Raw genomic sequence first — 16,677 nt, forward strand, 5'->3', positions numbered from 1 at the left:
TAGCGAGCTAACTGCATTTGTTTTTTGTTTATGCGCTATATTTTTTTTTAACTTTATGTCCACTTATGGCATAATATAAAATAAATAAATAACAAGGGAACGCTATCCAATACGCCTGGTGGGCGCCAACAGAATGGGAAATCGAGCCATATAATAAAGGAATGACTGCCCCTCCGGCAATACCCATAACTAGAATCCCAGATGCTGCACTCGTAAATTTACCAACTCCTTTAAGAGCCAAAGGCCAAATAGCTGGCCAAACTAAAGAATTTGCCAGACCCAATAGACCTACCAAAGTCAAGGACACGATACCATCTGTAAACACAATACCAATTGTCAAAATTAAACCTAAAATCGCACAGACTTTTAATGCCTTCTCCTGTGAGAAGTACTTAGGAATCGCTATAATTCCAACAATATATCCGGCTACCATTGATAACATGGTAATCCATGGGAAAAATTTAGACGTAGCTAATGGGATATTTAGGTAAGTGCCATAGGCTATAATTGTATCACCAGCTAAAACCTCTACACCAACGTATAGGAATAAAGCTACAAATCCTAATAATACGTGTGGAAAATCAAAAATGCTTTGTTTAGTATTTGACAATGCCTTTTCTTCTTCATTTTCTTCTCCATCGCCTTTAACATTTGGTAAGTTCGATTTGGATACCCAAAAAGCTAAAATCAATAAAACAACAATGATACCTATATAAGGATTAACTACCTCTAAAGCCATTTTATCTAATGCACTTGTAAATTCTTCTGCACTTAGGTTTTTTATTTCTTGTTGAAGTTTATCGACCTCATCTACTTTAAGTAGATAGCCGAAAAGGGTGGTAGCAATTGCTCCAGCTAATTTATTGCAGATTCCCAGAATACTTATCCGTTTTGCCGCTGTTTCTACAGGTCCAATAATTGTAATATATGGATTAGATGCAGTCTGTAAGATAGCTAACCCCCCTCCCATGATAAATAGACCTGCTAAAAATAAAATATACGTTCTAGAATATGCTGCTGGAATAAAACACAATGCACCAACAGCCATGATCCCTAAGGATACAGCCATACCGTTTTTAAAACCAAAACGATTAAGGACCCAGGTAGAAACCGGTGCCATAACTAAGTAGGCAATATAAAATGCGAATGTAACAAAGTACGATTGAATTTCTGACAATTCGCAGGCTATTCTCAAATATGGAATTAATAAGGAGTTAAGCCAGGTGACAAAGCCGAAAATAAAGAACAAGGACGCGATGATAATCATAGGTCCTACGGTTGATTGGTTATTTTGATTATTCATAAAATTGATTGATGGATTTTTTAAATTTAGATGATCACAAGGCTAATAAAATAATTTCATATTTGAAAGGATAAATTGAATGTCAATCGATTGCATAGATTTTAAAATATTGGGCCAATCTGGGATTTCTTAGGGTTAACGTTTATCAGGCGCACTTACAAATTAGCACATGATTGGCGATTAATTTATTTTTTAAATGGTTGGTTTTTTTATAATGGCTATTGTTAATCTGGAAATACAAACTAGTTGTTTGCGTTCGTTATGAATCTGAATATCCCACACATGAGTAGTTTTCCCTATATGATAAGGTTTACATGTGGCGGTAACAATTCCTTTTGTTACAGGTCGAATATGATTTGCATTCACTTCCAACCCCACGCCTGCAAAATACTCAGAATCAATTAGCATATTAGAAGCAATACTTCCAACGGATTCGGCCAATACAACAGAAGCTCCTCCGTGTAATAAGCCATAAGGTTGTTTCACTCTTTCGGAAATAGGCATTTCAGCCACGATCTGTTCCTGATCGATTGAAATTGCCTTAATTCCCAAAAAGCCGGTCATGTTAATCTTGAAAAGTTCATTAACTTCTTGGAGTGTATATGCTCTAAACCACATCATTATTCTTAATTTGATCCTTTAAATATCTTGCTTTTAAAAGTAGAACATGATGATTCAAATGTCCAGCAATGATGTATAGTAATGCTCGTACCGAAATTAAACGATCAGAAGCCATTCCTTTTCTATTTAATTCGGTTTGATCAAAAGAATTGAATAAATACATGTTTGCCTTTCGCAAATGCATAAATTCTTCTGCAATCTCACTAATGCGTCTATCATTGTGACGTCCATTAGCAACAAATTCATCCTGTTCAAATGGAGCCAATGCCGTCATATCATTTCGTGAAAAACGAAGAGCTCGATAAGTCATTATGCGTTCTGCATCGATTATGTGACACAAAACCTCTTTAATTGTCCATTTATCCTGTGCATAGGAAAAATCTCCTAAGGTCTCAGGTATTGAGTTGATAAATTTGGGAAAGGAGACAATTTGCTCTTCTAATTCTTGCATTATATCACCTGTCACAGTTTCAATATAGTCATTAAAAATTGCTGGATATTCGTCAGATTTGAGTGGGTTCATAGCGTAAATTACTTTTTAAGACAATTCTAAATGTCGTACCTTTTCCTATTTCAGATTCTTTTACAAAAATTTGTCCTCGATGATAAAAGACCATTCTTTTGGTCAAACTTAATCCTAGACCCCATCCTCGTTGCCTAGTTGTAAATCCAGGTTGAAAAACAGTTTCCCAATTAGATCTTGGAATACCCCGTCCTGTGTCACTAATGTCTATAAAAATTTCTTCTTTTGCAATGTTTTCAGAAATGTTGATGGTTATTTTTCCTTCTGCTTCAATTGCATTGACTGCATTTTTTAATAAGTTTTCGATTATCCAATCGAAAACCTGAACATTCAACATCGCTTCCACGTGTTGATCACCCGTTAAATCAAACGTAATTCGTTTACTGGTGCGGATTTTGAAATAGTTAACATAATCCTCAATTAACGAATATACAATTAAATTGGAGAGAGAAGGAGTAGATCCAATTTTAGAAAATCGATCGGCAACAATCTCAAGCCTGTTCACGTCTCTTTCCATCTCATTAATTAATTCATCTCCTTGTCCTTTATAGGTAACACGTGCTAATTCTAGCCAACCTAATAATGAAGAAATGGGGGTTCCTAATTGATGTGCAGCTTCCTTAGCCATTCCCACCCAAACTAGATTTTGTTCAGAATTTCGTATAGAATTAAATACGGAATAGGCTATAATCAAAAATATTGCTATTAAGGAAAGCTGTAAATAAGGGAATATCCGCAATTGATTTAACGCTTTAGAATCATGATAATAAACGAACCATTTCTCTCCTGTATCTAAGGAAATTTGAATTGGTGGATGTGATTTCTTCATTTTTGCCAGATGATTCTCAAAATAGATGGGATCAAACTCTATTTTTGAAGAAGTATCCATCTGGGTTGATGGGTGGATATTGGTTTTGGTGCTGTCTAAATCTCTCCAAAAAATTATCTCCCCATCTTCTTTGGTAATAATGGCAGGAAGGCTTAAACTGTCTCTTACTGCATATATAAAGCTTATAAATTGATCGTCAACATCAGGCATAGTTACTATGCTCTGCGTACTGATTGCCCAAACTTGAGCTTTAGTTCGTTCAGATTTGGAAAGACTTTTAACAAGATAGTTTGTATACAGAAGAGAAACAGCCGCAATAAGTGCTGCAAATAAAAACAAAAAAAACTTCCATTTCTGTTTGTTGTATTGATATGGATGTTGTTTCATAATTTTTAAAAATCAATCCAAAGTAATCATTTTCCTTTTGGTTCAAGAAACAAATGTAAGAAATGCTTAATTTTGCTGCTATGAGTTTACATAAAAAAGTAAGGGTACGTTTTGCGCCAAGTCCTACTGGCGGATTACATTTAGGCGGTGTAAGAACCGCTTTGTTTAATTATCTATTTGCAAAACATCATCAAGGAGATTTTATCCTTCGTGTTGAAGATACCGATCAAACTCGTTTTGTGCCAGGGGCAGAAGAATATATAATGGAATGTCTCAAATGGTGTGGTTTAAATCCTGATGAGAGTCCGAGCAATGGAGGTACATTCGGCCCTTATCGCCAAAGTGAACGTAAATCATCATACCGGAAATTCGCAGAGGAGCTAATCACGAAAGGTTATGCTTATTACGCCTTCGATACTGCTCAAGAATTGGATGAACAACGCAAAATTCATCCAAACTTTCGTTATGCACATGATAATCGGATGAATTTAAGAAATTCATTGAGTTTGTCTGAAGGGGAAACCAAGGAGTTATTAGATAACAATACACCGCACACTATTCGCATTAAGATGCCAGAAGAAGGTGTAGTCTCTTTCGATGATATGATACGTGGACGAGTTACTTTTGAAACAAATTTAGTAGATGATAAAGTTCTTTTGAAAGCTGACGGTATGCCAACTTACCATTTGGCTGTTGTGGTTGATGATAAGGCAATGGAAATATCGCATGTATTTAGAGGTGAAGAGTGGCTTCCTTCAGCTCCGGTTCATGTGTTGCTTTGGGAATATTTAGGTTGGAAGAATGAGATGCCGGAATGGGCTCACTTACCCCTAATATTAAAGCCAGATGGCAAAGGAAAATTAAGTAAACGTGATGGAGAGCGTTTGGGCTTTCCTGTGTTTGCAATGAATTGGAAAGATCCAAAAACAGAAGAAACGACAACAGGCTTTCGTGAACGCGGATTTTTGCCTGAAGCATTTGTCAATATGTTGGCTATGTTGGGTTGGAATGACGGAACAGAAAAAGAGATCTTTAGTCTTGATGAATTAATTCAAAAATTCTCAGTTGACAGAATCAGTAAAGCTGGAGCTAAATTTGATTTTGAAAAAGCCAAATGGTTCAATCAAGAATGGATCAAACGAAGTTCAAATATTGATTTCTTACCTAAAGTAAGAGCTGTTTTAACTCATTATGGTCAATCAACTGCGGATTTCTCGGACAATTTTATAAATTCCATTCTTGATTTAGTCAAAGAAAGATTAACTTACGTTGAAGATTTTTGGGATCAAGCTTCTTTCTTCTTTCAAAAACCTGAAAAATATGATGTAGATGCTGTTAAACCTAAATGGAATACAGATAAATCAATGTTTTTTGAACAGATTGCAGATATATTTAATGCCCAAGTGGAATGGAGCGCTGAGACCTTAGAACCCTTATTCAAAAATAAAATTGTTGAATCCGGAATGAAGATGGGGGAACTGATGATGCCATTCCGAATTATGCTTGTAGGGGGTAAATTTGGACCAGATGTCTTTAAAATTGCTGAGCTATTAGGAAAAGATGAGGTTGTTGAACGAATTAGATTAGCATCACCAAAATTTGAAAGTTAATAGAATCAAATCTAAATCCATTTATATGAAACGTATAACTAATTTTTTCACTAGTTGTTTAACTATTTCTGTCTTATTAATCTCTGTTTGTTCAGTTCAGAAAAGTGTTGCCCAAAGTTCCAAATCCTCTTCTGTTGAAGAAAAATTGGGATGGAAACTTGGTTCACAAGCCTATACCTTTCGTCTTTTCTCATTTGCCGAGGCGTTAGATAGAATTGATAGCGCTGGATTGCGTTATGTTGAGGCTTTCCCAGGTCAAGCCGTTACTGCCGGAAGTTCCGATAAAATGACGTATGAACTTTCTACTGAAGGAAGAGAGCGTGTAAAAAAAATGTTAAAAGAAAAGGGGATTACTTTATATGCGTATGGTGTTGTTGGTGCAAAAGATGAAGCTGAATGGGAAAAGGTGTTTCAGTTTGCAAAAGATTTGGGCATTAAGGTGATTACATCTGAGCCCGCTGAAGACCAATTAAATTACATTTCTGACCTTTGCGATAAATATGATATTCGTCTGGCAATTCATAACCACCCAAAGCCTTCCCATTATTGGGATCCAGAAATTGTTCTTAAAGCAATTCAGGGGAAAAGTAAAAGACTAGGAGTGGCAGCTGATGTTGGGCACTGGATGCGCTCAGGTTTAAATCCATTAGAGAGTTTAAAGAAAGTGGAAGGACGGTTATATCATTTACACTTTAAAGATTTGAACGAATTCGGTGATAAAAAAGCTCATGATGTGCATTGGGGGACGGGAAAATTAGGAATGAAAGCAATTCAGAAAGAGTTAAAACGTCAAAAATTTAAAGGGATGATTTCCGCTGAATATGAATATAATTGGAAAAACAATATGAATGATGTGAAAGTGAGTGCAGAAAACTTTAGATCGGCACTTTAACACTATCCCATAAATAAAACACATTAAGCGTAGAGGAGGAAATCTTCTCTACGTTTTTTTTATTCTAAGTAAAAAGTTCGTTAATGTCGGATTTTGTTAAAGATTTCACAAAGGATTCCTCTGTTGTAATCAAAGAGGTTGCGATAGATTTTTTCATTCCTTGTAAGGCTAATATCTTTTCTTCGATCGTATCTTTAGCTATAAATTTATAAATAAATACATTTTTCTTTTGTCCAATTCGATGACTTCTATCTATGGCCTGTAATTCTACTGCTGGATTCCACCATGGATCAAGTATAAAAACATAATCAGCCTCTGTTAAATTTAATCCCACCCCACCTGCTTTAATAGAAATTAAGAATACTTGAATGTCTGCACGTTCTTTAAAGGATTTTACTGCGGTATTTCTATCAATAGTTGCACCATCTAAATAGGAGAAATTCAGTTGATGTTTTATTAAATAATCTTTAAAGATTTGTAAATGTTTTACAAACTGAGAAAAAATCAACACTTTGTTCCCTTCTTTTAAGATAGAATGCATTGTTTCAATTGCCGCATCGAATTTACCTGAACCATCTTTATATCCCTCGTCAATCATCAATGGATGATTGGCCAATTGCCTAAGTTTGGTCAAGCCCTGAAGCAAAGCAATCTGAGATGCTTTTCCTGAAAAAGCACCATCCATGATTGCGTTTCTGTATTCCGATTTTACTGTTTCGTAGTATTCCTGTTGCTCCTCTGTCATGCTGCAATAGAAAATTTGCTCCGATTTCGGAGGTAATTCAGTTGCAACCTGAGTCTTTGTTCTGCGTAACACGAATGGTTTAATAATCGCTTGCAATTTATGTGCTTTTTCTTCATCTTTTTTCTTTTCGATAGCTTGGACAAACTCTTTTTGGAAATAAGTGTAGCTTCCTAATAGACCAGGATTTACGAATTGCATTTGTGACCAAATATCGGCAACAGAATTTTCTATTGGAGTCCCACTTAGAGCCAATTTATGCATTCCTTTGATGTGTCTTATTGCAGCAAATGATTTAGATCTTGGGTTTTTTATATTTTGACTTTCATCTAAAATAATATAGTTGAAAAAGTAGGAACTTAATAATTCTTCGTCGACTCTTGAAATTCCGTATGTTGTAATGATTAAATCATAATGAGTGAAAGCAAAATTATCTTTGCTTCTATTGGTTCCTGTGTGGAGCAATATCCTTAAATCTGGCACAAATTTTTCGGCTTCTTTTTGCCAGTTGAAAATTAAGGAGGTTGGTACAATTAGCAGTGAAGTGTTCGCGTGTTCATCTTTTGTTTTCTTTTCTTTCTGGTTTTGTAGAAGCGCTAGCGTTTGAACAGTTTTACCTAGTCCCATATCATCCGCTAATAAACCGCCAAACCGAAACTCTTGAAGAAAATGAAACCAATTATATCCAGCTTTCTGATAAGGGCGTAAAGAACCATTGAATTTATCTGGCGATGGAATTTCTGCGATTTGATTAAATTCACCTAGCTTGTTTAATTTCCTTTGTAAACTTACCTGCGTGTTTTCTGTAATATCACTTAATAATCCTACATGAGTTTTGCTTAAGCGCAGATTATCTTTTTTTGTAGAAAATTGAAATAGATGTTCATATTGCGAGAACCATTCCAGAGGGATAATGGCTATTTGGCCATTTGGTAACTCAAATTCTTGAACTCGATTAAGAATATTTTCTCTAAGGGCAATGAACGGAATCTCAAAATCTCCAAATCGAACAATTGCCTTGATGTCAAACCAATCATTCTTTTCATCAACTTCGATACTCAAGGTGGTTTTGCCAACTTGGTAGATTTTCTGATTTGGATCCTGAATAATTTCAAATCCATTATCATGAAGTTCTATAATGTTCTCGTTAATCCACTCAATAACTGATACTTTATTTGTCGTCTCCGCTGTATTTACAGTATAGGTATCAAACATTGCGTCTGTTTTTTTTAATCCCATCTGAATCAAGAGCTCGGCCTTCGCTTTTTCCCACTGTATGGAGCGCTTAATTCGAAAGAATTGATGTCGATTGCTCTGTTCATCGTATACATAGCGTACTGTTAAAGGTTTTAGTCCGCTAGATGGGAAAAAATATTCTCCGTATTGGAAATATACCTGTATTTGTGTTTGTTGTTCAGGCGAATTAATGATCCTAAGTTGCGGTTTAGCTTGTTCTTTGAATGTAATGATATCTAAGCCTTCAGCATAAACATTGTGTTTTTCAATTAAGCTGGTTACAAATGTTTCGAAATATTTTTTTTCTGTATTTCGGGGGATAGATATAAATCTTTTATTTAGAAATGGAGTCAACTTTTTACCTTCGAGTTCCTGTTCAAAATGATAAAGAGTATTGTCCAGCAACAACCATGCTTGTTGATTAATTATGATCTCAGCATTTTTGAACATAAATTCCATTCTATTTCCATCATACTTTAGTGTTGGAAAGTAGCGTGTTTCCGTTTCGTTCCTTCTAAAATGAAAAAGGACAGAAGTAGGTTTTGGAGCAATCTTTAACTCTTGCTCTGCAGGATAGCCATCTTTGCTCATTAGAAAAAGAGGCTTATCTCCAATTTCGCTTAAAATTCTTAAAAGGTTTTGCTCGATCTTACCCCTGATGTAATCATGAGTTTTTTGATCAAATATTTGGGAGAAGTAGTCTGCCGGTCTGATTACTTTTTTGTGAAATTTTTTTATCAAATAGGTTTGTTCTATTTCATCTGCTAATTTGATCAATTTATAATCTGTTAGATCTAGAACCTCTGCAAATTCATCAGCTGTATTACTAAAAATTCGTTTATAGGACAACGAATATGAGCCATTAGGGTTTAAATAAACGATATGTGGTTCAATTAGATATCCTAAATAAGGATGCTTGCCCAAAGAGTAAACTAATCTAAATGAAGAAGTGACTGGCTTTTGCATTGAAATTTTCACTAGAAAAAGCTACTAATATACATTTATTCGCTCTTTTCCTCTAATTTCTGATATAAGAATTGCTAAATAATAATTTTACCCTGGAAAACTTGAATTGCTGGTCCAGATAGAATAACATCGGTGAATCTGTCACCTTGTTTGTGAAATGATACCTGTAATTGTCCACCGAGTACGCGAATTGGAATGTTGAAATCACCATCCTTTTTGCTCTGGATCGCCACACTCATCGCTGAGGCTACTGCGCCAGTTCCACAAGCATAGGTTTCATTTTCAACACCGCGTTCAAATGTTCTTACAAAATACCCTTCACTTTCTGTTTGGATAAAGTTTACATTGATGCCTTTCTCTTTGTAAGTTGCATTATTCCGTATAGCGTAACCTTCTCCATAGACATCCATTTTTTCTAAGTCATCTGTGAAGGTGACATAATGTGGCGAACCGGTGTTTAATACGTAAGCCTGACCATCTCTATTGAACTCAGAGACATCAATCATTCCTAGGTTAACTTGGTTATCCTGGATAGTTGCGGTGTGAGAGCCGTCTACTGCCAAAAAGACAGTGTCTTTTCTGATAATGTTCAAATCTCTGGCAAAAGCAACTATGCATCGTCCACCATTTCCGCACATGGTTCCTTCATTTCCGTCTGCATTATAGTAAAGCATTTGGAAATCAAAATTATTTTTTGACTGAAGCAACATTAATCCATCACCACCAATTCCAAATCTACGATCACATAATTGTTTAATTAAATCGTTATTATTTGTGTCAAATACTGAATTTCTATCGTCGATAAGGATGAAATCGTTGCCTGCTCCTTGGTATTTGAAAAAGTTTATTTCTGTACTCATTTTATTAAAAAAGTTCTGTAAATTTAATATTTTTGTTACAATTAACAGCGAGATTGTTAAATCTTGTTAAAAGGTTCTCCTGACCACTTCGTGTTAACATAATTTAACTGACAAAACTTGCGACTAGGTTCTGAATGGTCTTACATTTGATCTAATCAAGTATGAAATTAAAGTAATTGTTAGATTATTCAATAAAGTATATGAAAAAAATAGGAACAACATTATTAATAGCCATTGTAGGAGGTGCCATCGCCATTGGGGGATTTAAGCTCTTTGAAAACAAAAAGATGGATAATATGACGTTCGAGGAACGTCAGAAAGTATATTATGCAAGTAACCCTGAGGCAGGATCTTTAGTTTCTTCTTCAGGCAACCCAGATTTTACTCAAGCCGCCGCTGCGGTTTCACCAGGTGTGGTTCATATCACTGTAACAATGAGCGGCCGTCAGGCACAAGGTGGAGGGCAATCTCCATTTGACATGTTTGATGATTTTTTTGGTTTACCACAACAAAGACGCGGTCAGCAAGCTCCAAGAACAGCATCAGGTTCCGGAGTAATTATATCCACAGACGGATATATTGTGACAAATAACCATGTCGTGGAAGATGCTGATAAAATTGAGGTGATTCTGACTGACAAGAGGAGATTTGAAGCTAAGGTAATTGGTCGTGATCCCAATTTTGACCTGGCTTTATTAAAAGTGAATGGTTCTAATTTACCAATGGTAAAATTAGGGAATTCAGATGCCGTACAAATTGGAGAATGGGTTTTAGCGGTAGGTTATCCACTTGGTCTACAGTCTACAGTCACTGCTGGTATCATCAGCGCAAAGGGACGTCGTATTGGTATTTTGGATGAACCAGCACAACGCCAAGGTGGTTACGGGCAGCAGGAACAGATGATTAGCAATGCAGTGGAGTCATTTCTACAGACAGATGCTGTAATTAACCGAGGAAATAGTGGTGGAGCATTAGTCAATACCAAAGGTGAGTTAATTGGAATTAATTCGGCAATTGCATCACCAACAGGTACTTATGCAGGTTACGGATTTGCTATTCCAATTACCCTAGCAAAGAAAATTTTGGATGACTTTAAAGAATTTGGAAGCGTAAAACGTGGATACATCGGTGTAACATTTAACGAAATCGATGAAAGGGTTCGTAAAGAAGAAGGAATCGATGATGTAAATGGTTTATTTGTTCGAGATGTTGTGAAAGGTGGAGCAGCTGAAGAGGCTGGGATTAAACCAGGTGATATCTTGAAGAAAATTGAAGGCCAGGTGATATATGGTTCACCAGTACTTCAAGAACATATTGCACGTTTAAGGCCAGGTGATAAAGTGAAACTTACTTATGAGCGTAATGGTAAAGAAAAAGATGTCACCATTACCCTAAAAGGTGAAGAGACAAAAAAGAAAGCAGAGGAAGAAGGATCAAGTGCTTCGGCAACTGAAATATTCAATAAACTAGGTGCTAGTTTTGCCCCTGCCAGTGCGGGAACCAAGAAAAATTTAGGAATAAATTCTGGAGTGGTTGTTTCTCAAGTTCATAGAGGTGGAATATTTGAATATTTTGGTGTAGAAAGAGGGCTGGTGATTACCCATGTAAATGGAAAGCCAGTAAACAATGTGGATGATGTAGAGGCAGCCTTAGGAAATACACAAAGAAATATTGTTCGTATTACAGGCGTTCCTGAAAAAGGAAGCACACTTGAGTTAAATGTACCATTGAAGTATTAAATTCAAATAATGTAATCTCCAAATGGGGCGCTTCGAAAAGAACGCCCCATTTTTATTCTTATGTTTTTTGCGCGTCATTATTTAACTTATGTAAGTTTTGTGCCCTTAACTGATAAGATTTTCAAATATATGTTATCTTTGAAATCATGAAAATACTCATAGTGTGTTTAGGGAATATTTGTCGTTCTCCTTTAGCTCATGGCATCCTGGAGAGGATGACAAAGGATGCTGGATTACCCTGGGAAATCGATTCAGCAGGTACAGGCGATTGGCATGTTGGTCATGCCCCGGATAAAAGATCTATTCAAGTGGCAAAAGAGCACGGAATTGATATTTCTAATCAAAGGGCTCAATTATTTAACGCTAGCTTTTTTACAAAATTTGATCGAATATTGGTCATGGATCATCAAAATTATTCTGATGTGATCCAAATGGCGAATAATCAAGAAGATCGCGATAAAGTATCTTTGTTTTTGCCGGAGGATATAGTTCCAGATCCTTTTCACGATTCCAACCTGTTTTTACCAGTTTACAAGCTAATTGAGAAACGCTGTGAAGAATTCATTGCGGAATGGAAAAATTAATTAAGAATAGAAAATATGCAACCAGCAGAAATAAATAAAAAGTGGAATAATCTTCAGAAAGTAATTGCTGAGAGCTTCGATACGGACATTCCTGATATGAAAGTGATGTTATTTCTTATCGGTGTACAAGAACTTGGCAAGGGACCAGGTACCTTTTCAAAAAGGGAAAAAGAAGAGTTAATGCATATCGCAAATTGCCGCTTGTTTAGCAGCTTAGGGTTCTATGAATTAAGTGGTCTTGATGAACAAGGTTGGCCACATTGGGAATTAAAAAAACCAATTCCTAATTACACGTTAATGGAACAGGAGCTTATCATGAAGTCCTTAATTGTAGATTATTTCGAAGAGTTAAATTTTGTTTCATAGATGAGAATAGTTAGTCTATTAATAATCTTGATTTTTGGTTCATCCAATCTTCATGCGCAAACACCTCAACATTATTATGTCATAGTGCATACTAATAAAGGGGACGGTGTTTTAAAATTGTATAATCAAACACGTAAACATAGGGATAATTTTGTCAAACTTGTACGAGAGGGCTATTATGATTCTTTGTTGTTTCACCGGGTAATAGAAAATTTCATGATCCAAGGAGGAGATCCTGATTCTAGGTATGCTGGAAGCAGACAGCAACTAGGGAATGGGGGACCCGACTATAAGATTCCTGCAGAAATCTTGACCGATTTAATTCACAAAAAAGGTTCAATAGGTGCCGCTAGAGATAATAATCCGGCTAAGGAATCTTCTGCATCCCAATTTTATTTTGTTCAGGGACGAGTGTTTAGCCAGTCAGCTTTGGATTCACTAGAAAAGTTTCGATTTAAAGGTGTAAAATTAACTCCATTGCAAAGAGAAGTTTATTCTACAATTGGAGGTACTCCGCATTTGGATGGGGATTACACCGTCTTCGGAGAATTGATTGAAGGAATAGATTTTATAGATGAAATAGCAAGAGTAAAAACCGATGATAATGACAGACCTCTTCAAGATGAGCGTTTTGCGCTGAAGGTCTTGGATAGAAGAGAGGCTTTAGATTTTGAACGTAAACTAGAAGGTTTACCTCCGAAAAAGGGAATATTCACTAAATTGTTTGATTCATTTAAATCCAGAGTGTATAAATTGCCTTAACCATGAAAATAATAACTTATAATGTGAACGGTATTCGTGCGGCTTTGAAAAAAGGTTGGCTAGAATGGCTAAAAATAGAAAATCCTGATGTGGTATGTGTACAGGAAATTAAAGCGACCCCAGATCAAGTACCAGAACTTATTTTTTTAGAACAAATGGGATATGAGCATTATTGGTATCCTGCTCAAAAAAAAGGATACAGCGGAACAGCTATCTTTACCAAAATCAAACCTAATCACATCGAATATGGGTGTGGGCATGAAGATTATGATTTCGAAGGCAGAGTGATTCGTGCTGATTTTGATGAAGTTTCGGTGATGAGCGTTTATTTCCCTTCAGGAACTACAGGAGGTATACGTCAAGAATTTAAATATAGATTTCTGGACGATTTTAAGACCTATTCTACAGATTTAGTGAAAGAAAAAAGTAAATTGATTGTATGTGGTGATTTTAATATTTGTCATCGTGCAATTGATATTCATAATCCCAAATCGAACGCAAATAGTTCAGGTTTTTTACCACAAGAAAGGGAATGGATGGAGAGCTTTGTTGATTCAGGGTTCATTGATACTTTCAGACATCTAAACCCGGATCCAGATCATTATACATGGTGGTCCTATCGCGCTGGAGCTAGGTCAAGGAATCTAGGCTGGCGTATCGATTACAACATGGCGTCCGACGCACTGAAAGATCGTATAGTGTCTTCGAAAATTCTTAATATGGCGATACATTCAGACCATTGTCCTGTCGAATTGATTTTGAAATAAACAGAAAAAGCAAATCGGATTAAGATTTGCTTTTTTTTTCTGATGATTTTAAATTATTTATAATTGCTCCGATTATATTCTCTTTGGTTTCCCCTTTTTATAATATCTATGCCTTTAATAGAATTTTTATACCTAATTTTATTAAGTGTTTAACCTTTAATAATTTTTTGGCTATTTTATTGCTTTAATCATAAATGAAAAGACCAATTCTCGTTATAAAATTTGGATCAGCGGCTATTACTCTGAATGGCGAAGTAGATGAGCGAATAGTTTTGGAAATTGCTCGCCAATGTGCTCAATTACAACCTAAGTATAATATCGTATTGGTCTCATCAGGTGCAGTGGCGGCAGGAAAAAAATATATTCCAAAGTTTACCGGAAGTCTAGCACATAAAAAAGCAGCTGCGGCAATTGGTAACCCATTGCTGGTTAGAACTTATGCGAATTATTTTAAGGCATTCAAGATCGCTCTCGCGCAAAGTTTATGCGAACGTCACCATTTTGCTAATCGGGATCAGTTTCTTCAATTAAAGAGTACCTATGAGACTCTTTGGAAAAATAATGTTATTCCTATTGCTAATGAGAATGACGTTGTCAGTAACAAGGAATTAAAATTTTCAGATAATGATGAATTAGCTACTTTAATTGCTGTTGGATTTGGCGCTGAACAACTCTTGTTTAGCACATCTGTTCCTGGTGTTTTGGATGGAAACGGAAGTGTCATTCCTGAACTGAAAGCAATCGATAAATCAGTACTCTCTTTAGCGAAAAAGGAAACATCTACGGTTGGTTTAGGCGGAATGATTTCTAAACTTAATTTTGCACGCTTAGCTACTCAAATGGGAATTAAAGCGGTTATTTTTTCCATGCAGACCGAGAATGGTATATTAAAGGCAGTTAAAGGAGAAACTGGCACTGTATGTCACGCCCAACAGAAAAATGTATCGTCACGAAATAAATGGTTGGCAAGCGGTAGCTTAATTACCGGTTTGGTACAAATTGATCAGGGTGCTTTAATTGCTTTAAATAAGAGGAAGAGTCTTTTGGCAGTGGGAATAATAAAGGTTATTCAAGATTTTGAAATTGGTGAAGTTTTTCAAATCGCAGATGAATTTTCCGTTATTCATGCTGTTGCTAAGTCGAAGGTCGATTCTGTATTGTTGAAATCGCAATCAAAAACTAAAAATTTGGAAATAGCCCATGCTGATGATATAGTCTTATTATAAGGATGAAAAATGAATAAAAAATCAATAGAATCTCAACTTAATAATAGCAGAAATGCTAAGTTAGCTTTCCGTGATCTTAATCTGGAGAAGAAAAAAGCTCTTCTTTCTGCTTTGGCAGATAAATTACGTCTGAATATAGAGGTTATCTTGTTGGAGAACAAGAAAGATTTAGATCAAATGAATCCTAACGATCCTAAATTTGATCGACTCAGGTTAAATGAACAAAGAATAGAAGAGTTAGCAAAAAGTATAATTGATGTCTCTAGTCTGGAAGATCCCTCAGGGAGATTATTGATGCAAAAAGTTTTGCCAAACGGCTTGACCATTGAAAAGAAATCTGTATCCTTAGGCGTCGTTGGCGTAATTTATGAGTCCAGACCTAATGTGACAATTGATGTTGCGTGTTTATGTATTCAGTCAGGAAATGTCTGTCTTTTACGAGGGGGGTCAGATGCTTGGTACAGTAATTCTATCTTGGTCGGGTTGATTCGAAATACCTTAATTGAATTTCAAATTGATCCAAACATTGTACAGCTACTCCCTGTAGATAGAGAATTGATAATTGATCTGTTGAATGCGACATCCTATGTGGATATTATAATTCCTCGTGGTTCGCAATCTTTAATTAAATTCGTTAGAGAGAATGCTATGGTTCCTGTAATAGAAACTGGGGCAGGAGTTTGCCATACCTATGTTGAGAAATCCGCAGATCTGGATATGGCAGCAAAAATAGTTGCAAATGCAAAAATTTCAAGACCATCGGTTTGCAATGCCCTAGATACAGTTTTGGTTGACCGGGTTGTAGCGGAAGAGTTTATTAATAAGTTATGTCCTTATTTTGAGCAGGAAGATGTGGAAGTTTTTGCTGATCCGGAAAGCTATTCTTTTTTTCATAAATACGGATTTTCAAATTTGAAAAAGGCACAAAAGGATGACTTTGGGAGAGAGTTCTTGGATTTGATATGTTCTATCAAAGTTGTGGAAGGACTAAATGAAGCTCTAAATCATATTGCTTACTATTCTTCTAAGCATTCTGAATGTATTGTATCCTCAGATTCAAAAAATATTTCAATCTTTATGGAATTGGTTGATGCTGCTGCAGTTTACGCCAATGCCTCAACTCGTTTCACGGATGGAGGAGAGTTTGGTTTAGGTGCAGAAATTGGTATTTCGACTCAAAAGCTGCATGCTAGGGGACCATTTGCATTAGAAAAGTTAGTTACAGAAAAATGGTTCGTGACTGGGAACGGTCAAATTCGATAAT

At 35.9% G+C, this 16,677-nt stretch carries 15 protein-coding genes; 9 read left to right on the forward strand and 6 right to left on the reverse strand.

What is annotated here, in order from left to right; all coding sequences use genetic code 11:
* Positions 1-28: 28 nt before the first annotated feature.
* From AC6CHH_RS09910 to AC6CHH_RS09925, 4 genes are all read right to left on the reverse strand, one after another.
* A complete protein-coding gene (locus AC6CHH_RS09910) occupies positions 29-1,303 on the reverse strand; it encodes a sugar MFS transporter (RefSeq protein WP_498282329.1) in 1,275 nt (424 codons plus the stop codon).
* A gap of 192 nt (positions 1,304-1,495) precedes the next feature.
* Entirely contained in the window at positions 1,496-1,924 is a 429-nt protein-coding gene (locus tag AC6CHH_RS09915) for a hotdog fold thioesterase (protein WP_498282331.1), read from the reverse strand.
* Positions 1,911-2,447, reverse strand: coding sequence for a DinB family protein (locus AC6CHH_RS09920; RefSeq protein WP_498282333.1), 537 nt, complete (start codon positions 2,445-2,447; stop codon positions 1,911-1,913). The genes AC6CHH_RS09915 and AC6CHH_RS09920 overlap by 14 nt, the downstream gene beginning before the upstream one ends.
* Complete coding sequence (locus tag AC6CHH_RS09925) at positions 2,428-3,663, reverse strand: sensor histidine kinase (RefSeq protein WP_498282335.1); 1,236 nt, start codon at positions 3,661-3,663, stop codon at positions 2,428-2,430. Before AC6CHH_RS09925 ends, AC6CHH_RS09920 begins: the two co-directional genes overlap by 20 nt.
* 80 nt (positions 3,664-3,743) lie before the next feature.
* Between AC6CHH_RS09925 and gltX the strand changes: the two genes are divergently transcribed.
* Positions 3,744-5,273: a glutamate--tRNA ligase gene (gltX, locus tag AC6CHH_RS09930; RefSeq protein ID WP_498282337.1), complete on the forward strand. Its 1,530-nt coding sequence runs from the start codon at positions 3,744-3,746 to the stop codon at positions 5,271-5,273.
* A gap of 25 nt (positions 5,274-5,298) precedes the next feature.
* Positions 5,299-6,165 (forward strand): sugar phosphate isomerase/epimerase family protein, encoded by an 867-nt coding sequence (locus AC6CHH_RS09935; RefSeq protein ID WP_498282339.1) that lies wholly within the window; start codon positions 5,299-5,301, stop codon positions 6,163-6,165.
* A gap of 64 nt (positions 6,166-6,229) precedes the next feature.
* Here the strand turns inward: AC6CHH_RS09935 and AC6CHH_RS09940 are convergent, their stop codons facing one another.
* Both AC6CHH_RS09940 and dapF read right to left on the reverse strand, forming a co-directional pair.
* Positions 6,230-9,109 (reverse strand): DEAD/DEAH box helicase, encoded by a 2,880-nt coding sequence (locus AC6CHH_RS09940; protein WP_498282341.1) that lies wholly within the window; start codon positions 9,107-9,109, stop codon positions 6,230-6,232.
* Positions 9,110-9,183: 74 nt separating this feature from the next.
* Positions 9,184-9,969, reverse strand: coding sequence for a diaminopimelate epimerase (dapF, locus tag AC6CHH_RS09945; RefSeq protein WP_498282343.1), 786 nt, complete (start codon positions 9,967-9,969; stop codon positions 9,184-9,186).
* 200 nt (positions 9,970-10,169) lie between these two features.
* Here dapF and AC6CHH_RS09950 point away from each other — a divergent pair, with 200 nt between their 5' ends.
* The 7 genes from AC6CHH_RS09950 to AC6CHH_RS09980 all read left to right on the forward strand — a co-directional run bounded on the left by AC6CHH_RS09950 (position 10,170) and on the right by AC6CHH_RS09980 (position 16,676).
* Positions 10,170-11,708 carry a Do family serine endopeptidase gene (locus tag AC6CHH_RS09950; RefSeq protein WP_498282345.1) on the forward strand — a complete coding sequence of 513 codons (1,539 nt, stop codon included), beginning with the start codon at positions 10,170-10,172 and terminating at the stop codon, positions 11,706-11,708.
* Positions 11,709-11,854: 146 nt separating this feature from the next.
* Complete coding sequence (locus tag AC6CHH_RS09955; protein WP_498282347.1) at positions 11,855-12,292, forward strand: low molecular weight protein-tyrosine-phosphatase; 438 nt, start codon at positions 11,855-11,857, stop codon at positions 12,290-12,292.
* 15 nt (positions 12,293-12,307) lie between these two features.
* The gene (locus AC6CHH_RS09960) at positions 12,308-12,658 is read left to right on the forward strand and encodes a hypothetical protein (protein ID WP_498282349.1); all 351 of its coding nucleotides are present in this window, start codon (positions 12,308-12,310) and stop codon (positions 12,656-12,658) included.
* Positions 12,659-13,420, forward strand: a complete 762-nt coding sequence (locus tag AC6CHH_RS09965; protein ID WP_498282351.1) for a peptidylprolyl isomerase — start codon at positions 12,659-12,661, stop codon at positions 13,418-13,420.
* A gap of 2 nt (positions 13,421-13,422) precedes the next feature.
* Positions 13,423-14,187: an exodeoxyribonuclease III gene (locus AC6CHH_RS09970; protein ID WP_498282353.1), complete on the forward strand. Its 765-nt coding sequence runs from the start codon at positions 13,423-13,425 to the stop codon at positions 14,185-14,187.
* Between the two features lie 194 nt (positions 14,188-14,381).
* Complete coding sequence (gene proB, locus AC6CHH_RS09975) at positions 14,382-15,413, forward strand: glutamate 5-kinase (protein WP_498282355.1); 1,032 nt, start codon at positions 14,382-14,384, stop codon at positions 15,411-15,413.
* Between the two features lie 9 nt (positions 15,414-15,422).
* On the forward strand, positions 15,423-16,676 hold the full coding sequence (locus tag AC6CHH_RS09980) for a glutamate-5-semialdehyde dehydrogenase (protein ID WP_498282357.1): 1,254 nt from the start codon (positions 15,423-15,425) through the stop codon (positions 16,674-16,676).
* Position 16,677: the final 1 nt, after the last annotated feature.

This window comes from Sphingobacterium sp. GQ94 (assembly GCF_059758715.1).

What these genes read in the sequence shown, in the direction of transcription:
- AC6CHH_RS09910 (WP_498282329.1), bottom strand. Translation starts at nt 1,303, where the DNA reads ATGAATAATCAAAATAACCAATCAACCGTAGGACCTATGATTATCATC.
- AC6CHH_RS09920 (WP_498282333.1), bottom strand. Translation starts at nt 2,447, where the DNA reads ATGAACCCACTCAAATCTGACGAATATCCAGCAATTTTTAATGACTAT.
- proB (WP_498282355.1), top strand. Translation starts at nt 14,382, where the DNA reads ATGAAAAGACCAATTCTCGTTATAAAATTTGGATCAGCGGCTATTACT.
- AC6CHH_RS09925 (WP_498282335.1), bottom strand. Translation starts at nt 3,663, where the DNA reads ATGAAACAACATCCATATCAATACAACAAACAGAAATGGAAGTTTTTT.
- AC6CHH_RS09960 (WP_498282349.1), top strand. Translation starts at nt 12,308, where the DNA reads ATGCAACCAGCAGAAATAAATAAAAAGTGGAATAATCTTCAGAAAGTA.
- AC6CHH_RS09955 (WP_498282347.1), top strand. Translation starts at nt 11,855, where the DNA reads ATGAAAATACTCATAGTGTGTTTAGGGAATATTTGTCGTTCTCCTTTA.
- gltX (WP_498282337.1), top strand. Translation starts at nt 3,744, where the DNA reads ATGAGTTTACATAAAAAAGTAAGGGTACGTTTTGCGCCAAGTCCTACT.
- AC6CHH_RS09935 (WP_498282339.1), top strand. Translation starts at nt 5,299, where the DNA reads ATGAAACGTATAACTAATTTTTTCACTAGTTGTTTAACTATTTCTGTC.
- AC6CHH_RS09915 (WP_498282331.1), bottom strand. Translation starts at nt 1,924, where the DNA reads ATGATGTGGTTTAGAGCATATACACTCCAAGAAGTTAATGAACTTTTC.
- AC6CHH_RS09940 (WP_498282341.1), bottom strand. Translation starts at nt 9,109, where the DNA reads ATGCAAAAGCCAGTCACTTCTTCATTTAGATTAGTTTACTCTTTGGGC.
- AC6CHH_RS09980 (WP_498282357.1), top strand. Translation starts at nt 15,423, where the DNA reads ATGAATAAAAAATCAATAGAATCTCAACTTAATAATAGCAGAAATGCT.
- AC6CHH_RS09965 (WP_498282351.1), top strand. Translation starts at nt 12,659, where the DNA reads ATGAGAATAGTTAGTCTATTAATAATCTTGATTTTTGGTTCATCCAAT.
- AC6CHH_RS09950 (WP_498282345.1), top strand. Translation starts at nt 10,170, where the DNA reads ATGAAAAAAATAGGAACAACATTATTAATAGCCATTGTAGGAGGTGCC.
- dapF (WP_498282343.1), bottom strand. Translation starts at nt 9,969, where the DNA reads ATGAGTACAGAAATAAACTTTTTCAAATACCAAGGAGCAGGCAACGAT.
- AC6CHH_RS09970 (WP_498282353.1), top strand. Translation starts at nt 13,423, where the DNA reads ATGAAAATAATAACTTATAATGTGAACGGTATTCGTGCGGCTTTGAAA.